The sequence below is a fragment of the Glacieibacterium arshaanense genome, assembly GCF_004681125.1.
Taxonomy (GTDB): domain Bacteria; phylum Pseudomonadota; class Alphaproteobacteria; order Sphingomonadales; family Sphingomonadaceae; genus Polymorphobacter_A; species Polymorphobacter_A arshaanense.
In genome coordinates, this window is record NZ_SIHO01000002.1 from 858,884 (window position 1) to 875,576 (window position 16,693).

At 65.9% G+C, this 16,693-nt stretch carries 13 protein-coding genes; 2 read left to right on the forward strand and 11 right to left on the reverse strand.

Annotated elements, in window-relative coordinates:
• Window positions 1–47: 47 nt before the first annotated feature.
• Complete coding sequence (locus EUV02_RS10340; RefSeq protein ID WP_135246143.1) at window positions 48–746, reverse strand: Crp/Fnr family transcriptional regulator; 699 nt, start codon at window positions 744–746, stop codon at window positions 48–50.
• Window positions 747–846: 100 nt separating this feature from the next.
• On the opposite strand from EUV02_RS10340, the gene EUV02_RS10345 reads away from it, so the two are divergent.
• Complete coding sequence (locus tag EUV02_RS10345; RefSeq protein WP_135246144.1) at window positions 847–2,730, forward strand: DUF3604 domain-containing protein; 1,884 nt, start codon at window positions 847–849, stop codon at window positions 2,728–2,730.
• A 6-nt stretch (window positions 2,731–2,736) separates the two neighbouring features.
• Here the strand turns inward: EUV02_RS10345 and EUV02_RS10350 are convergent, their stop codons facing one another.
• The 8 genes from EUV02_RS10350 to EUV02_RS10380 all read right to left on the reverse strand — a co-directional run bounded on the left by EUV02_RS10350 (window position 2,737) and on the right by EUV02_RS10380 (window position 12,424).
• Window positions 2,737–4,779: a M13 family metallopeptidase gene (locus EUV02_RS10350; RefSeq protein ID WP_166430593.1), complete on the reverse strand. Its 2,043-nt coding sequence runs from the start codon at window positions 4,777–4,779 to the stop codon at window positions 2,737–2,739.
• A 40-nt stretch (window positions 4,780–4,819) separates the two neighbouring features.
• On the reverse strand, window positions 4,820–5,536 hold the full coding sequence (locus tag EUV02_RS15670) for a hypothetical protein (RefSeq protein ID WP_166430594.1): 717 nt from the start codon (window positions 5,534–5,536) through the stop codon (window positions 4,820–4,822).
• Window positions 5,537–5,732: 196 nt separating this feature from the next.
• Entirely contained in the window at window positions 5,733–6,140 is a 408-nt protein-coding gene (locus tag EUV02_RS10355) for a hypothetical protein (protein WP_135246146.1), read from the reverse strand.
• 79 nt (window positions 6,141–6,219) lie between these two features.
• Entirely contained in the window at window positions 6,220–7,356 is a 1,137-nt protein-coding gene (locus EUV02_RS10360) for a helix-turn-helix transcriptional regulator (RefSeq protein WP_135246147.1), read from the reverse strand.
• 81 nt (window positions 7,357–7,437) lie between these two features.
• Window positions 7,438–10,119: a bifunctional lysylphosphatidylglycerol flippase/synthetase MprF gene (gene mprF / locus EUV02_RS10365; RefSeq protein ID WP_135246148.1), complete on the reverse strand. Its 2,682-nt coding sequence runs from the start codon at window positions 10,117–10,119 to the stop codon at window positions 7,438–7,440.
• Window positions 10,100–10,810 (reverse strand): AcvB/VirJ family lysyl-phosphatidylglycerol hydrolase, encoded by a 711-nt coding sequence (locus tag EUV02_RS10370; RefSeq protein ID WP_135246149.1) that lies wholly within the window; start codon window positions 10,808–10,810, stop codon window positions 10,100–10,102. The genes mprF and EUV02_RS10370 overlap by 20 nt, the downstream gene beginning before the upstream one ends.
• A 141-nt stretch (window positions 10,811–10,951) precedes the next feature.
• Window positions 10,952–12,172, reverse strand: coding sequence for a serine palmitoyltransferase (gene spt, locus EUV02_RS10375; RefSeq protein WP_243445856.1), 1,221 nt, complete (start codon window positions 12,170–12,172; stop codon window positions 10,952–10,954).
• Window positions 12,173–12,178: 6 nt separating this feature from the next.
• On the reverse strand, window positions 12,179–12,424 hold the full coding sequence (locus tag EUV02_RS10380) for an acyl carrier protein (protein WP_135246150.1): 246 nt from the start codon (window positions 12,422–12,424) through the stop codon (window positions 12,179–12,181).
• Between the two features lie 163 nt (window positions 12,425–12,587).
• Between EUV02_RS10380 and EUV02_RS10385 the strand changes: the two genes are divergently transcribed.
• Window positions 12,588–13,745, forward strand: a complete 1,158-nt coding sequence (locus EUV02_RS10385; protein WP_135246151.1) for a M23 family metallopeptidase — start codon at window positions 12,588–12,590, stop codon at window positions 13,743–13,745.
• Window positions 13,746–13,775: 30 nt separating this feature from the next.
• Here the strand turns inward: EUV02_RS10385 and EUV02_RS10390 are convergent, their stop codons facing one another.
• Entirely contained in the window at window positions 13,776–14,702 is a 927-nt protein-coding gene (locus EUV02_RS10390; RefSeq protein ID WP_135246152.1) for an NAD-dependent epimerase/dehydratase family protein, read from the reverse strand.
• Window positions 14,703–14,860: 158 nt separating this feature from the next.
• The gene (locus EUV02_RS10395; protein ID WP_243445857.1) at window positions 14,861–16,651 is read right to left on the reverse strand and encodes a fatty acyl-AMP ligase; all 1,791 of its coding nucleotides are present in this window, start codon (window positions 16,649–16,651) and stop codon (window positions 14,861–14,863) included.
• Window positions 16,652–16,693 lie beyond the last annotated feature (42 nt).

Here is a 16,693-nt window from a genome sequence, read left to right on the forward strand (position 1 = left end):
AGCCTAGCAGGCGAGGGCGCGCAAAGCATGGATTATTGTCAAACGGTTTAGCCATCCAGCAGCGCCTGAAGCTGCGGCGCGTCGCGCACGGTCAGCGTCCGGTAGCCGATTTCGATCAACCCATGGGCGGCAAGGCCGCGCAGCACGGTACTCGCGGTCTGGCGCGACATGTTGGCCATCGCGGCAAGCTCGTCCTGACCTATGTCGATTTGCGGCCGCGGCACATCGCCGACGCGGTGCCCGGTTTCGCGCAGCAGCACGGCAATGCAGCGTCGCCGGGTATCGGGGATCAGCAAATCGCTGGTCGTTTGCGCCGCGAGGCTGAAATGTTCGAGCGCCTGCATCGCCAGCAGCTGCCACCATTCGGGATGCGCCGCCAGCAACGCATCGAGCGCCGGCTGCGGCACGACCGCTGCCAGACAATCGCTGCGCGTGGCGATGCTGACCGCGCGCGGCGCATGTGAAACCACCGGCAGGATTCCGAACCAATAGGGCGCGCGTCCGATATGCACGACCGGCAGATCGGCCGGGCCGGTCGCCGGCGTGACGTCGACGCTGCCCTGGCCGATGCCGTACATGCCGCCTTCGCGGTCACCGCCATGCGTCAGTGCCGCGCCGGCCTCGATATGGTGCCAGATACTGCGTTCGAGGATCGCATCCTGAAACGCCGCCGGCGTGCGACTCAGCCAGCCGCCCGCTCGCAGCACCGCCGACGCTTCGGCAATATCAGCCGCCGAAATCTTCATGTGCAGCGTTCTACGCCGTTTCTGGTTTGTAAGATATTTGACAATCTGCGCTGCCGGTCAATGTTATTCTGCCCCCGTGACGGAGCCATGGGGTAGGACAATGACAATCAAATTCGTGGGTGCAATTCTGGCCGGTGCCAGCCTGGTGGCGCTCGCCGGCTGCGACAAGAAGCCGGGCGAGGCGACGACGTCGACCGCCACGGCGACCACCAGTAGCGCGACGGCGACCGCAGCCGCCTATCCCGAACATGCCTATTTCGGCGACACGCATGTCCACACCGGCTGGTCGGCGGATGCCGGCATGGACGGCGCGGTCACCTCGCCCGAAGACGCGTTTCGCTTCGCGCGCGGCGACACCGTCAAGTCGAACACCGGGCAGGACGCCAAGCTGGCGCGGCCGCTCGACTGGATGGTGATCACCGACCATTCCGACGGCATGGGTACGATCAACGAGATCGCCGCCGGCAATCCCAAGATGATTTCCGACCCGTTCCTCAAGCGCATGTACGAGGCGATGAAGAGTGGTGACGAAGCGCAGGCGAGCAAGGTCGTGCTTGAGCTCATCAACCTGCAATCGACCGGCAAGCTGCCCAAGCAGGTGATGGACCCCGAGTGGATGGTCTCGGCCTGGAACAAGACCATCGCTATTGCCGACAAATACAATGACCCCGGCAAGTTCACCGCGCTGATCGGCTATGAATGGACGGTCAACGCCGGCGGCGGCGACAATCTGCACCGCAACATCATCTACCGCGATGACGCCACCTACGCAGGGCAAATGCTGCCGCTGACCACCTTCCAGACGCAGGATCCCGAAAAGCTGTGGGAATGGATGGCGAAGTACGAGGGCAAGACCGGCGGCAAGGTCATCGCCATCCCGCACAACGGCAATCTGTCGAACGGCCGGATGTATGAGGAAACCACCTTCACCGGCGGCCCGATGACCAAGGCCTATGCCGAGGCGCGGCAGAAGTGGGAGCCGCTGATGGAAGTCACCCAGATCAAGGGCCAGAGCGAAAGCCACCCGAGCCTCAGCCCCAACGACGAATTCGCCGCCTGGGACCTGTGGGACAAGGTCAACCTCAACGGCGTGCCCAAGAAGCCCGGCATGATCCGCACCGAATATTGGCGCGAAGGTCTGAAGAGCGGCATGCGGCTTGAAAGCAGCCTCGGCGCCAATCCGTTCAAATATGGCGCCAATGGCGCGACCGACACGCATACCGGGCTGGCGACCGCCGACGACAATAACTTCTGGGGCAAGTTCAAGACCGTCGAGCCCGGGCCCGACCGCTGGAACCGCGTGGTGACGCGGCCTTACCGCGGCTGGGAGCAGGCGGCGGCGGGCTATACCGGCGTCTGGGCGACCGCCAACACGCGTGCGGCGCTGTGGGACGCGATGGCGCGCAAGGAGACCTTTGCGACAACCGGCCCGCGCATGACGGTGCGCTTCTTCGGCGGTTATGATTTCGCTGATGCCGATGCGGGCGCCGGGCTGGTCAAGGCCGGCTACACCAAGGGCGTGCCGATGGGCGGCGATTTGAAGCCGGCACCGGCGGGTGCCGCGCCGAGCTTCCTGATTGCGGCGATGAAGGACCCCGATGGCGCCAATCTCGACCGCGTCCAGGTGGTCAAGGGTTGGCTCGGTGCCGACGGCAAGACCCACGAACAGGTCTATGACGTCAAATGGGCCGGTGACCGCAAGCCGGGACCGAACGGCAAGCTGCCGCCGGTCGGCAACACCGTCGACCTGAAGACCGCGACCTATGCCAACAGCATCGGTGCGGCGGAACTGGTGGCGCGCTGGACCGACCCGGCGTTCGATCCGAAGCTCAAGGCGTTCTATTACGTCCGCGTGCTCGAAATACCGACGCCGCGCTGGACCGCCTATGACGTGGTGCGCTTCAAGGCGAAAATGTCGCCCGAGGTGACGATGATCCAGCAGGAACGCGCGCTGACGTCGCCGATCTGGTATGATCCCGCCTAGCTGGGGCTACCAGATTTTCACGCGCTGGTCGGGCGGCAGGTAGAGCTTGTCGCCCGGCTTGACCTTGAAGGCGTCGTACCAGGCATCGACATTGCGAACGATGCCGTTGACGCGGAACTCGCCGGCGCTGTGGTTGTCCGACAGCGTGCGGCGGCGTTCCTCGGCTTCGGCGGTGATGTTGCGCCACAGCTGCGCCCACGACATGAAGAAGCGTTGGTCGCCAGTAAAGCCGTCGATGACGGGCGCCTTGCCGCCCTGCTTGTCGGTGACATATTGGCTGTAGGCGGCATAGGCGACGCTGAGCCCACCGAGATCGCCGATGTTTTCGCCAAGGTTCTGTTTGCCGTTGATGTGGACGCCGGGAACCGGCTCGAACTGGTCGAACTGCGCGGCCAGCCCGGCGGTGCGCTTTTCGAATTCGGCGCGGGCGGCGGGGGTCCACCAGTTGCGGATCTTGCCGTCGCCGTCGGAGCGGCTGCCCTGATCGTCGAACGCATGGCCGATTTCATGGCCGATGACCGCAGCAATCGCGCCGAAATTGACCGCCGGATCGGCATTGGCATCGAAGAATGGCGCCTGCAGGATGCCGGCCGGGAAGGTGATCGAATTGAGCGACTGGGCATAGCCTGCGTTGATTTCCTGCGGGCTGTACGGGAATTCCCAGTCACGCGTGCCGTCGGCGAGACGCTGCAGGCTGTCGGCGCGCGCCCAGTCCATCATGCGGCGCTCGTTGCCGACCAGATCGTCGGGGCTGATGCGCACGCTCGAGCGGTCGTGCCAGCGGTCGGGATAGCCGATGTGGCTGACGATCTTGTCGAGCTTGGCGACGGCCTCGGCGCGCGTCGGCGCATCCATCCACGGGTTCTTGGTGATGCGGTCGCGGTAGGTGGCGCGCAGATAGCCGACCATTTCATCGACTTGTGCGCGGTCGGCCGCGCCGAAGAACTCGCGGACATAGATGCGGCCGAGCTCTTCGCCAAAGGCGGCGTTGACCGCGGCTACGTCTTCGAGTTCGCGGGCGCGGCGCGCCGGTACGTCGGACAGCGTCTTGCTGTGGAAGTCGAAATGCGCCTGCACCCACGGCTCCGACAGCGACGGCGCCCAGCCGTCGAGCGCGCGGAACAGCATATAGGACTGGAGATCGGCGACAGAGGTGTCGGCAAACAGCTTGGCGGTGTCGCGCACCGAGGTGTCGGTGAGCACCTTGATCTGCGGTTGCTTGTCGAGCTGCATCGCGGTCAGGAATACGTCCCACGGGAAGCCCGGCGCATAGGACTTGAGCTCGGTGGGTGTCATCACATGGTTCATGCGCACGACATCGCGGCGCTCGCTGGTGCTCCACTGCCGTTTGGCGATTTCGGTTTCAAGCGCCAGCACGCTGGCGGCGCGGGCATCGGCTTCGGCAATGCCGGCACGCCGGAAGCTCGAAGCGATATAGTCCTGCAACGCCTTGCGGTAGCCGATATAGGGCTCGGTTTGCGTTAGATAATAGTCGCGCGAGGGCATCGTCAGGCCGCCGGCGGCGACCCCGGCGATCTGGTGGCGCGGATCGTTCGAATTGGTGATGACGCCGCCGCCAATCATGCCATCCATCCACGGCAAGGCCATGACGCGGGCCAATGCGGCATGGTCCTTGGCGGCGGTGATGGTTGCCAGATCGCCGGCGATCGGCGTCAGCCCGAGCGCGTTGCGCTTCGTCATGTCGGCGTGCGACCGGTAGAAATCGGCAATCTGTTGCTCGGGGGTGCCGGGCGCGGCATTGCCGTCGCGCGATTGCTTGATGATGCCGCCGACGCGCTGTTCGGTCGACAGATAGACTTCGGTGGCGGCATCGATTGCGGCGAGCCCCTGCGGGATCTTGGCGGTCGCCAGCCACCCGGCGTTGACATAGCGGTAGAAGTCATCGCCGGGTTTGACGGTTTTCGACAGTCCCTTGGTATCGAGCCCCCAGTCGCCGATGGCGGCCTTTGGTGCGGCGGTGGTCGCCGCATGGGCGGGGGCCATGGCCAGAAGCAAAGCTGCCGCGCTGCCAAGTAGAAGGGATTTCATGGCCATGGCCCCCAATTCGGGAAAGTTGACGTCGGGTTGATCAGCCGCCGAAGACCAGCGCGTCGGGGATGTAATAGACTTCGACAGTGCCGATGCGGACGGTGGTGATGTCGCCGGCCTTGGTCGCCTTGATCGGCGTTGCGGAGTCGCTGCCGCTCGCCTTGCCGCCGGTAAAATAGATGCTGCGCTGGCCGCCATCGGGGGTGTTGAGCTCGACGGTGGCGTTGCCGCCGCCCTTGCGGATGACGCCGGCCTTGCACGCGCCGGTCTTGCCGCCGACCGAGGTGGTGCAGCTGATATCGGCGGTGGCGTTGTATTTGGTGCCGGGCACCAGCGCATCGGTCGAGGCCTTGGCAGCGCTGCCGGTGACGCCGATGGTCAGTGTGTAGCTGGCGGTTTCACCGCGGCGTGCGCTGGCACGCATCTGATAGACCTGGACCTTGTAGCGGCCGGTCGTCGGCAGCACCGTGGTGAACTTGTACGGGTCGGTCGAACCCAGCGAGATCGCCGTGTCATTGCCCGGCGCATAAACGTTCATTTCGACCGAGCCCTTGGTGGCTTTCAGCGTCACCGTCAGCGTCTGGCCGGCGCGCGCGTCGATAGTGTAGCTGCGGTCCTGATCGCCCTTGATGCTGCCGGTCAGCGTTGCGGCGCTCTTGCCTTTGGCGAAAGTGACGGGGACGATCTGTTGTGCGGCGGCAGGCACGGCGAGCACCAGTCCGGCGGCGGCGAAGGCAGTGAGCACGGTTCTGATCATGACAGTCTCCGGTTGTGGTTCAGCAGCTGGAATCGCGATTTCAGTATGTCATCGTCAACTGGGACGCCCTGCCGCGCAATATACAATTTGCGGCGTTACGCGCTGCCGGCGTCGGGGGCTCGACCGTCACCGGCAGCGCGTTTGCAGGCAGTTTTGAGGCTGCCGACAACTCATTGGCGTAGGTCGCCATTCAAACTCATTTCTTGGACGCCGCTGTTGCTTCGTCGGCGGCAGGCATGCCCTGGTTGGCATCACCCTGCGGGATGGAAATCAGCGTGACGCCTTCGGCGGCACCGACGACCCGACCCGCCTTGCCGTTGATGACGCTTGCCGCAGCGGCATCGAACGCGGCGCCCGGGCAGCCGACCAGAATTGCGCTGTCATCGAGATAGCTGGCAGTGAGCGGACTCTCGCCGAGACGCCGGCACGGATCGCCGGCATTGGGGAAGCCGTCACCGAACGGGCTGAGCGTGGCAGGCCAGACGAATGCCGTTGGCGCTGCGGCGGGCTTTTCGGAACTCGACGGGGCGGGCTGGCTGCAGGCCACGAGAAGCAGCGCCGGCAACAGACCGCAGCGGCGTCGCAACACTTGAGTCCATGCCATCGCACGTATCCCTGAGCCCATGTGCGGATTATGGCGCTACGGTCGTTTGTAGCCTAGGTCGCGGCGCGCCAATTTTTGGTCAATTCGCGCCAAGCCGCGAGTGGAGGGCCTCAGTTGGTTGCATGGCGACCAGTCGCTCGCGCAGCCGGCCGGGGCTGTCGCCGAACCAGGCGCGACACTTTCGGCCGAAATTGCTCTGGTCGGTAAAGCCCAGCTGCTCGGCAATTTCGGGCATCGGCAACCGCGGTTTGGCGAGCAGGTCGAGCGCCCGGGCCTTGCGCGCGTCATCGACAATGGCGTGGTGCGTCGTGCCGGCGTGCGCCAGCGCGCGCACCAGCGAACGCGCCGAAATGCCCAGATGCCGTGCGGTCTCGGCGAGCAACGCGACATGGCCCCCGTCGAGCGCCGGCTCGACATGGGCACGGACGCGGCTGACCAGCGGCGCTGCCGTCAGCAGGCGAATGTCGGCGTCGCAGCGCGCCTCGCCCTCGGCCCAGGCGTGCGGGTCATGGTAGGGGCTTGGCATGTCGCCCCAGGGCGCCGGAATCGCCATGAAATTGTCATCGCCGCCGACCTCGATCGGGCAGCTGAAGCGCCCGGCCAGGACCAGCGGATCCGACACCGGAGCGCGTGCGAAATGGATGCGGGCGTTGGCAATGCGGTCGCCGACGAAAGTTTCGACGATGCGGTGGATGGTCGCCAGCGCGATTTCGGTGGCGAGCGGTTCGATGCGGCCCAGCGGCACGATTGGACCGTAGCTGATGTGCAAGGCGTTGCCAGCGCGGCGGACGCTGCGCCGGTACCACGGCACGGCTGCATCGCCGTAACGCGCCACCAGATTCAGCGCGGCGCGCAACGTCGGCGCATAGGGCACCGTCGATGCCAGATTGTCATCGGTGGGCATGCGGACACTGCGCGCGAAGCGGTTGGGCACGGCAACCGCGGGTACCAGCCCGTGCATGTTGAAGTTGATGCGCAAGATGTCGCGCACCGGCAGAAAGCGCGGCAGTGGCCCGGTGCTGCCGGCAATTGACGTGCCCCGGCGGGTAAGTGCCGGATCACCGATATCGGCTTCATACTGCGCGATGACGGCGCGCGAGCCGAGTCGGTCGGCGACCGGCCCGAGCTGCGTCAGAATTTGCGCCAGTTCGGCTGCGGCGCCCGGATCCAAACCGGCGTCTGCGCCTGACGCGTTGGTGTGCGTACGGCTCCCCAAGTCACCCTTCTTTGCCCGCGGCGTTGCGCGTGGTTGAAGTGTTGCACGTACGGGAGCGCTGCGGCAAGGCCGCGTGGCGGTTCAGGCAGTATTGACCGACAAGCCGACGGGCACGACTTTGGGCGTCGACGGCGCCCGTTTGACCACGGCGGGCCGGCGGTTGCCGACTAGGTTCTGAAGGTCGATCAGCGCGCGTGCCATGCCGACGCCGTCGGGGCCGGCAATGTAGCGGGGCGCCCACACCGGCGCGAATTTCTGTTTGTAGGCGCGCAGGCCTTCGAAGCCGTAGAGCGCCTCGCCGTGCCGGTAGAGGAAGGCACCGGCGCGCGCCCACAGCGGCGCCAGCCGCCGCGCTTCGATGCCCGACAGCGGCGCCAGACCGAGGTTGAACCACGCGAAGCCGTTGTCGTGCCCCCATTGCATCAGCCGCACGAACAGGAAATCCATCGTGCCATAGGGCATGTCCGACGTGTGCCGCATCAGGTCGAGCGACAGTTCCTGCCGGCCGCTCGTGGTCCAGATATTGGCGAACGCCACGATCCTGCCGCCCTGCCGGACGACGGCGACGTCGAAGTTTTCGAGATAGGCCGGATCGAAGGCGCCGACACTGAAGGCCTTTTCGGTGCTACGCTTTTCCAACAGCCAGGCGTCCGAGACCGACTGCAGTTCGGGGAGCAGCGCGGCGACATTGTGCGCACTGACGACGTCGAAGCTGGCGCCTTCGCGCGTTGCCCGGCGTTCGGCATAGCGCAGCGGCCGCGCGTTCGGGCCGTCGAGCGTGAAGCTTTGCAGATCGACGCGGGCTTCCTCGCCGTATTTGACCAGTTGCAGGCCGAGATCGATCGCCAGCGGCAATGCCTTGGGGCTGATCTGATACAGCAGTAGCCGGCCCTGCGCAGCATCGGCACGTTCGCGTAGTTGCCAGAGCAGGTCGGCCCAGCGCGGCTGCGGGCCGACGGGATCGCCCATGACAATCCAGCTTTGGCCCTGGATCTGGTACATGATGAAGGCATCGCCTTCGGGCGACAGCAGGAAGCGCTTGTCGCCGGTCAAGGCCAGCATCGCATAGGTCTGATCGGTGGCGGCGAGGATGGCGGCAACCTGCGGCGGCGTTGCGGCTTCGCCCTCCGCAGCGGCGACGGCAGGGCGGAACAACCGGACGAACGCGATGGCGGACAGGAAGACCGCAATGGCAAACGAGGCGCGCAGGAAGCGCGAGGCGTCGCTGCCCCAGGCGATCTGCCACCAGAGTTCGTTGTCGTAGTCGACATGCTTGTAGGCGAAGAACCCGATCGCCAGCGATAGCGCGATGACGACGCCGATCGCCAGCAGCCAGCCCGGCGAGAATATCGCGGTGGTCAGCGTGGTGCGCCGGTAGAAGGCACCGCGCGTCCAATGCAATAACAGCGCAATGACCCCGAGCAGCAGCGCTTCCTCGTAATCGACGCCCTTGACGAGCGAAAATATGATGCCGGCGACGAGCAGCGCGCGGGTCAGGATGAACGCCGCATCGAGGCGGCGATATAGCGCCGGGGCGAGCAGCAGCAGCGCGGTGCCGACCAGACTTGCGGCGATGTGCGAGGCTTCGACGAACGGCAGCGGCACCACCGCGCGCAGCCAATGCAGCCGGCTGGTTTCGGCCGGTAGCGCGCCCGACACCAACAGGATGGCGCCGCCAACGAAGACCAGTGCGGCGAGCAGGACGGGGGTGACCGTGCCGGCAATCGATTCGGCGGTTTCGATGGCGCGCGTCAGCGGCAGCCGCCAACGGCTGCCTTCACGCACCGCGACCAGCAGCGCGGCAATGAACAGCGGCAGCAGGTAATAGATCGCGCGGTAGGCGATCAGCGCTGCGAGCAACCCCGATTTGTCGACATCGGGGACGGCGGCGAGGATGACCGCTTCAAAAACGCCGACCCCGCCGGGAACATGGCTGGCGAGCGCGACGACAAGCGCCAGCGCATAGCCAAGGAACAGCGCCGGAAACGCCACTGCACCTGGGTCGGGCAACAGCACCCACAGCGCTGCGCTGGCGGCGGCGAGATCGACCACTGCGACGCCCAGCAGCGCGAGTGCGTGCGGCAGGATCGGTAGCGGCAGTGACCAGCGCCCGAGGTGCACGACACGGCCCGGTCGGCGGCTGTAGAAAAGCAATGCCGCTGTCACGACCAGCGCCGCGCCGCCGGCAAGGCGCTGCGCAATGACAGGCAGCGCGAAGCCGGCGATCGTCATGTCGCCGGGGTGGACGAGCAGCGCGATGCCCGCGAGCACGCCGACGCCGGCCCAGAAGGTCATTGTCGCGGTGGCGATGATACGCGCGATATCGGCCGCCGACAGCCCGGCGCCGCTGTAGATGCGGTAGCGCGCCGACCCACCGGTCAGCGGACCGAGCCCGAAATTATGGCTGACGGTGTAGCTGACGAATGATGCCAGTGCCGCCGTCCGCCACGGCAGCGGCCGGCCGATGACGCGCAGCGCGAAGACGTCGTAGAGCGTCAGGGTCAGGTAGCTCAGCCCGGTCAGCGCCAGCGCGGCGGCGAGCTGGGTGGGCCGGATCGCAGCAAAGGCGGCGCGCACGTCGCCCGGATGGACTTCGGTCAGCAGCCGGTGGATGGCGAAAAAGCCCAGTGCCGCCAGCGCCAGTACCGCGAACAGCAGCAGCGCGCTGCGGTAGCGGCGCAGGCCGTGACCGACTGGTAATATTCGCGCGTTCAATGGATGGGTTCCGGTGGTCTGTGCTGCGTCACGGTTTGACGTTGGCATTCGCCGCTTCGATGGCTGCAATCAACTGCTTGTACACCGCCGCGGCGTTGCGGTCGAGCAAATGCCCGCCCGGCATGGCGATGCGCCGGACGTTGGGCTGGTTCAGTGCCGGGCACAGGCTATGGTCTTCCTGTGCGCCGCTGATGCACAGCACCGGCACCCAGTTCAACGCGCGTGCCGCCGGCGCCGCATCGAACGCCGGTTCGTTCCTGGTGAAAATTTCCGCCGGCGAAGCCTTGTAGGTGATGGTTTCGCTTGGCACGATCAGCCCGACCAGCATGACGTTCGGGCGCAGCGCCGCGGGCAGGCCATCGAGGCCGGTCGGCAGCACATCGGCGCCGAACGATTGGCCGATCAGCACGACCCGCTTGATGCCGGGCAGTGCCAGCGCCTTGCGGGTGACCGCTTCGACCATGGTGACGACTTCGGTGGGCGTGCGGCGGGTTTTGAAGAAGGCGAGCGAGTTGAAGCCGACGACGGGAATGCCGTCGGCAGCGAGGCTCTTGGCGAGTTCGCCGCCCATGCCGGCATTGAGGCCCATGTCGCTCGACAATACCACGGCGGCGACGCCGGCATGGCCGGCAGCCGTAGCGTGCGTGGACGCTGCCGGGTACATCTCGATGGTTGGCCCGCCGAAATAGCCGAAGCCGCTGAAAATTGCGGCGGCGGAGGCCAAAGCAAGCAGCGACATGGGCGAGACCTTTACGTCAAAGCTTCGGGCGCATCTGACCGATACGATTCGCACGGGCGTGACCGGACCGCGTCAGCGCCCGACCACCCTAGCGACAGCCGACATTAATCGCCGATGTCTGGAGCCGTGCCGTGTCGGGGGTCAGGCTGCGCCGAGCGGCAGCCCGACAGCCTTGGCGGCGGCTTCGAAGCGTTCCAGCACGGTGGCGGCCTGCGCGTCGGTGTGCTCGGCGCACAAAGAGCATCGCAGCAGGAACACGCCCATCGGCGTTGCCGGCGGGCGCGACATGTTGACGTAGACGCCGAGTTCGAGCAGCGCCTGCCACATTCGCACAGTCATTTCCTGATCGGGCATCAGCACCGAAATGATGGCGCTTTGCGGCGTGTCGGTGGCGAGCTTGAAGCCCTTGGCAATCAGCCCGGCGTGGAGCGTGCGGGTGATTTTCCACAGCCGCTCGGCCTTGGCCGGGCCGTCGCTCATCAGCTTGCGGATCGACGTCGCGGCACACGCCATGACCGCGGGTGGCAGCGATGCGGTGAAGGTATAGGGGCGGCAGACGAGGCGCAGGATTTCGAACTTCGGGTGGTTTGACACGCAGAAGCCGCCGACGGTGCCGACCGATTTGGAGAAGGTGCCGACGATGAAATCGACATCGGCCTCGACACCGACAGCTTCGGTGACGCCGCGGCCATGTTTGCCGAAGAACCCCATCGCATGGGCTTCGTCGACGAGCACCATCGCGCCGTGTTTCTTGGCGACCGCGACCAGTTCGGCGAGCGGCGCGATGTCGCCGAGCATCGAATAGACGCCTTCGAGTACGACAAGCTTGCCGGCTTCGGGCGGCAGCCGGCCAAGGCGCTTGTCGAGATCTTCGACGCTGTTGTGGCGGAAGCGCACGATATCGGCGTTGCCCATCGCGCAGCCATCATAGATCGACGCATGGCTGTCGGCGTCCAAGATGACATAATCGCCGCGCCCGGCCAGCGTCGACACCATGCCGAGGTTGGCCTGGTAGCCGGTCGAAAACACCATCGCGTGGCTGGTGCCGTAGTAATCCTTGAGCGCGTTCTCGCAGTCGCGGTGCGCGCCGTAGGTGCCGTTGAGCACGCGGCTGCCGGTGGTGCCGGCGCCGAACTTGGTCAGCGCCTCGACGCCGGCGGCGATCACGTCCTTGTCGAACGTCATGCCCATGTAGTTGTAGGTGCCGAGCAGGATCGTCTCGCGGCCGTTGATGATAGCTTCGGTCGGCGAGCGCACCGCGTCCATGACGATCGCGAATGGATCGGCGACGCCGGTGTCGAGTAGCGCCTGGCGCTCGGCGATGATCGGGTTGAACTTGTCGAAAAGGTCGGATTTCGTCACTTGTGCTCAGTCCTTGACCAGCTTGGCAATGGCATCGGTGAGCTGGCCGATGGTTTCGAGTTCAGGCAGCAAATTCAGCGGGATAACAATGTCCCATTCGTCTTCCATATTTGCGACGAGGTCCATCACCGTCAGCGAATCCATCTCGATATCGTCCGAAAAGCTGGTGGCTTCGGTCAGCGCGATCTTCTTCGGGTTGAACGGTTCGATCAACTCGATGATGCGCGCATAGAGCGCGGCGCGGTTCGACATGGGGTGCTCCTGACTGACTGATGCGCGCTTTGGCAGGACAATATGGTGAGACTTTGGCCGAGGCGTGGGTTTTTGCGGGGGAAGGGCTAGCGTGACGCCAGCACGGCCATTGAAACGAGTGCGCGCGCTGCTAGACTTTGTGTCATCAGCAGGGGAGAGCTCGATGGGCCGCAACCTTTTTGCCACTGTCTTTGCCGCGAGCTTGGCGATCGCCGCCGCACCGACGCACGCAGTCGAAATCCGGTTGTGCGAGCATGAAATGCGCACGGCGCCGCTGAGCGACGAGCGTGGCGTGCAATCGATGCTGCTGCAGCGCTTTGCCGTCGTCAACACCGGCAATAGTCCGGTCACGCTGACCGGTGTCAGTTTCAATCTGCTCGACAAGCAGGAACGCCGCGATTCGCGCTGGCTAGCGGCCGCCGATGTGGCGCGGGCCGCGAAGCAGGCGCCGCAGGTCACCATGCTGGCCCAGATTTTCCCGGCACAGTTCTGCAACGGCAAGATGCTGGCGGGTACCAAACTCGCCACCACCGACACGCTCGCGCCGGGCGAGGCGGTGGTATTCATGTACCAGCCGTTTGTCTGGAAGGGCGCGCGCGACGGGCTGGAAATCATTGCGGAGACCAGGTTGGGCGCGTTGGCGAAGACCGACCGGATCGTGCTGCCGATCACCACGGCGACATCGAAGACGCAGGCGCTGTTTCCTGTCGCCGGCCGCAGCTTCGCCGCAGTCGGTGCCAGCTTTCACACGCCGCACCGCTGGGCGAGTATCGAGGAATTCGCCTATGATATCCTGATGATGACTGGCAATACCACGACCTACAGCGGGACCGGGACGAAGCTTGCCGACTATGCCGTGTTCGGCAAGCCGGTGCGCGCCGTCGCTGACGGCAAGGTGGTGGCGGCGGTCGGCAATGGTGCCGACAATGTCGCAATGCTCAAACGGCCGGGCGAAACCGACGAAGCCTATATGGTCCGATTGCAGCAGGGGCAGATGGCGCTGCTCGCCAAGGGCATGGCCGCCGTGCTCGGCAACCATGTGGTGATCGATCATGGCAACGGTGAGTTTTCGATCTATGCGCATCTGAAGCAGGGCAGCGTGGCGGTGGCGCCCGGTGCGATGGTCAAGGCGGGCGAGTCCATCGGTGCCGTCGGCAGTTCGGGCAATTCGACCGAGCCGCACCTGCATTTTCAAATCTGCGACGGTCCCGACATTGGCAGCTGCCAGCCGATACCCATCAGCTTCATCGACTACCGTCTGCCGTTCGAACTCGCGCCACGTACCATCCAGTCTGGGGACATCGTCGAGACGGTGAAATAGTCCGGCTTCGCGTCTGACCGCCGCAGGCGCCTAAAGCCACCCCGCGTCGCGGTACCAGCGCGCCGTCGCCGCCAACCCGTCGGCAAGCGCCACCTGCGGCGTCCAGATTCCGCGCGAGGCGAGGTTGTCGCCCTGTGCCACCCAGTCGGGGTGCATTAGATAGCGGGCACGGTCGTGGCTGAGTTTCGGCAAGCGGTTGGACAGGCGCGCGAGGCTGGTGTCGGCGGTGGCAGCGGTCTTTACCAGCCACGGTGGTGCGGTGATCAGGCGCGGGCGCTTGTCCAGCGCGGTGCCGATGGCGCGGGCGAAGTCGACGTGGGTGATGCCGCGCTGGCCGTCAGCGTTCGTAGCGTCGTCGATTTCGGCGGTGCTGCGTGCCGCTGGCGCGGCGGTGACGGCGAGCAGGGCGCGCGCCAGGTCGCCGACTTCGATCATCGAAATGCGGCCGCGCGTCGGCAGCAGCGCGACGCCGGTCTTGACCATCTGGAACAGTGCTAGCGTCTCGCGGTCGCCGGGGCCATAGACGCCGGGCGGGCGGATAATATCCCAATCGAGGCCGCTGGCGGTGACCAGTGCTTCGGCAGAGGCTTTGCTGGCGCCGTAGGCCGATAGCAGTGGCTCGCGCGCGGCAAGCGACGAGACATTGACGAAGCGACCGACGCCGGCGGCGCGCGCGGCGTCGAGCAACGCCGCCGTGCCCGCGACATTGCCGGCGTCGAACTCGGCGCGGGTGCGGGCGTTGATGACGCCGGCGATGTGCAGCACGGCATCGGTGCCTTCGACCAGCCGGGCGAGGCTGTCGCTGTCGGACAGGCTGCCCTGCACCCACGCCACGCCGGGCAGCGCCGGCTGCGGCGACCGCGCCAGCGCGCGCACGGTGACGCCGTTTTCGGCAGCGATGCGCAGGACGTGGCTGCCGACGAAGCCGGTGCCGCCAGTGACGGCGAGGGTAGTCATGGGCAGGGAGACATAGAGTGGCAGGGCCTCCGGCGGGCAGGGGCTTGCCCCTGCACCCGATTATTGGGTCGGCGCATCAGGCCCGGCACAGTTTCGGGTCACCAGCCTAACAATTGGGTGCAGGGGCAAGCCCCTGCCCGCCGGAGGCCCGTAGAACCTTAAGCTGCAATATCAAGCGGCTGGATATGCCCCGAAAGATACAGCGTGCGCGCCTTCGACCGGCTGAGCTTGCCGCTCGAGGTGCGCGGCAGCGTGCGCGGCGGGACGAGTTCGACGACGCAGGTCATGCCGGTGAGCAGGCGCACCTTGGCGCGGATTTCGTCGCGCAGGCGGCTGCGTTCGTCCATGTCGGTGGTGCGGCACTGGACGAGGACGGCGGGGGCTTCCTCGCCGTTCGAGGTGGTGATCGAGAAGGCGGCGATGTCGCCGGCCTTGAAGCCCGGCAGCTGCTCGATCGCCCATTCGATGTCCTGCGGCCAGTGGTTCTTGCCGTTGACGATGATCATGTCCTTGGCGCGGCCGACGATGTAGATGTAGCCGTCAGCCAGATAGCCCATATCGCCGGTATCGAGGCGGCCGTCCTGGAGGCAGGCGGCGGTGGCTTCGGGGTCGCGGAAATAGCCCGACATGATGCCGAGCCCGGAGACGAAAATCTTGCCGATCTGGCGGTCGGCGAGCGGTTCGCCGTCTTCGCCGATGATTTCAACGGTCAGGCCGGGGAGCGGCTTGCCGCAGTTGACGATGGCGCGGTAGCGCGTCGGCTTGCTGTCGTCGGTGGCGTCATCAGTCGTGGCGCGGCCTTCGCCCGACAGGATGCGTTCATCGACGAGGTCGGTGACGATGCCTTCGCCGACGGGCATGGTGCTGACCGCGAGCGTCGCTTCCGCCAGACCGTAGCTCGGCAGGAAGGCATCGGCGCGGAAGCCGGCGGGGGCGAACGCATCGACGAACGCCTGCATGACATCTGGGCGGATCATGTCGGCGCCGTTGCCGGCGATGCGCCAGCGCGACAGATCGAAGCGGGTTTTGACATCGACCTGGCTGCTGATGCGGCGCGTGCAGATGTCATAGCCGAAGGTCGGCGAGAAACTGACGGTGGTGCCTTCGTTGCGGCTGACCAGCGCCATCCAAGACAGCGGCCGACGGGCGAAGTCATCGGTGGCGATAAAGTCGGCCGAAATCTGGTTGGCGACCGGCGTCAGCATGCAGCCGACAAGGCCCATGTCGTGATACCAGGGCAGCCACGACACGACACGGTCGGTGGGTTGCGCCTGCATCGATATCGCGTGGCCCGACAGGTTGGCGAGCAGCGCGCGGTGGGTGACCATGACGCCGTGCGGGAAGCGCGTGCTGCCGCTGCTGTATTGCAGATAAGCGATGTCTTCGGGCGAGGGGGCCGGCAGCGCAGCGACAGGCGCTGCGGGTTGGCCAAGGAAGGCGCTCCAGTCGAGCGCGGTGCAGGTCTTGAGCGTTTCCGCGGCCTCGGCAACCATCGTGAACAGGCCTTCGGGCGCCAGCACGATGACCGGATCGCAGCTGCCGAGCTGGGTGCGGATCTGGTCGACATAGGCATCGCGGCCGCCGAACGAGGTCGGCAACGGCAGCGGCGTCGGCAAAGCAGCGGCGTAAATGGCAGCGAAGAACAGCTGCGCAAACTCAGCCGAGGTTTCGGCGATCAGCGCGACGCGGTCGCCGGGCTTGACGCCGGCCGCGATCAGGCGGTGCGCGCCCGCAATGGCATCGGCGCGCAGTTCGGCGAACGGATAGGCGCGGACGAGCGTGGCGCGGGCGTCGAAAAAGTTGAAACCGCGGACGCCGCTGGCGGCATAGTCGAGCGCTTCGCCCAGCGTGTTGAAATCGGACAGGCGGCGCTTCAGCGTATCGAGCGTCGGCGTCGCTGCGGGCGCATCGGCACCGGCAACGTCGGCCTTGGTCTGATTCTGCGCCAAATCCCCGAACTCCTGACCCACTTTGTAACTCACGCGTGTTTC

What these genes read in the sequence shown, in the direction of transcription:
- EUV02_RS10340 (WP_135246143.1), bottom strand. Translation starts at nt 746, where the DNA reads ATGAAGATTTCGGCGGCTGATATTGCCGAAGCGTCGGCGGTGCTGCGA.
- EUV02_RS15670 (WP_166430594.1), bottom strand. Translation starts at nt 5,536, where the DNA reads ATGATCAGAACCGTGCTCACTGCCTTCGCCGCCGCCGGACTGGTGCTC.
- EUV02_RS10390 (WP_135246152.1), bottom strand. Translation starts at nt 14,702, where the DNA reads ATGACTACCCTCGCCGTCACTGGCGGCACCGGCTTCGTCGGCAGCCAC.
- mprF (WP_135246148.1), bottom strand. Translation starts at nt 10,119, where the DNA reads ATGCCAACGTCAAACCGTGACGCAGCACAGACCACCGGAACCCATCCA.
- EUV02_RS10385 (WP_135246151.1), top strand. Translation starts at nt 12,588, where the DNA reads ATGGGCCGCAACCTTTTTGCCACTGTCTTTGCCGCGAGCTTGGCGATC.
- EUV02_RS10350 (WP_166430593.1), bottom strand. Translation starts at nt 4,779, where the DNA reads ATGAAATCCCTTCTACTTGGCAGCGCGGCAGCTTTGCTTCTGGCCATG.
- EUV02_RS10370 (WP_135246149.1), bottom strand. Translation starts at nt 10,810, where the DNA reads ATGTCGCTGCTTGCTTTGGCCTCCGCCGCCGCAATTTTCAGCGGCTTC.
- EUV02_RS10345 (WP_135246144.1), top strand. Translation starts at nt 847, where the DNA reads ATGACAATCAAATTCGTGGGTGCAATTCTGGCCGGTGCCAGCCTGGTG.
- EUV02_RS10380 (WP_135246150.1), bottom strand. Translation starts at nt 12,424, where the DNA reads ATGTCGAACCGCGCCGCGCTCTATGCGCGCATCATCGAGTTGATCGAA.
- EUV02_RS10355 (WP_135246146.1), bottom strand. Translation starts at nt 6,140, where the DNA reads ATGGCATGGACTCAAGTGTTGCGACGCCGCTGCGGTCTGTTGCCGGCG.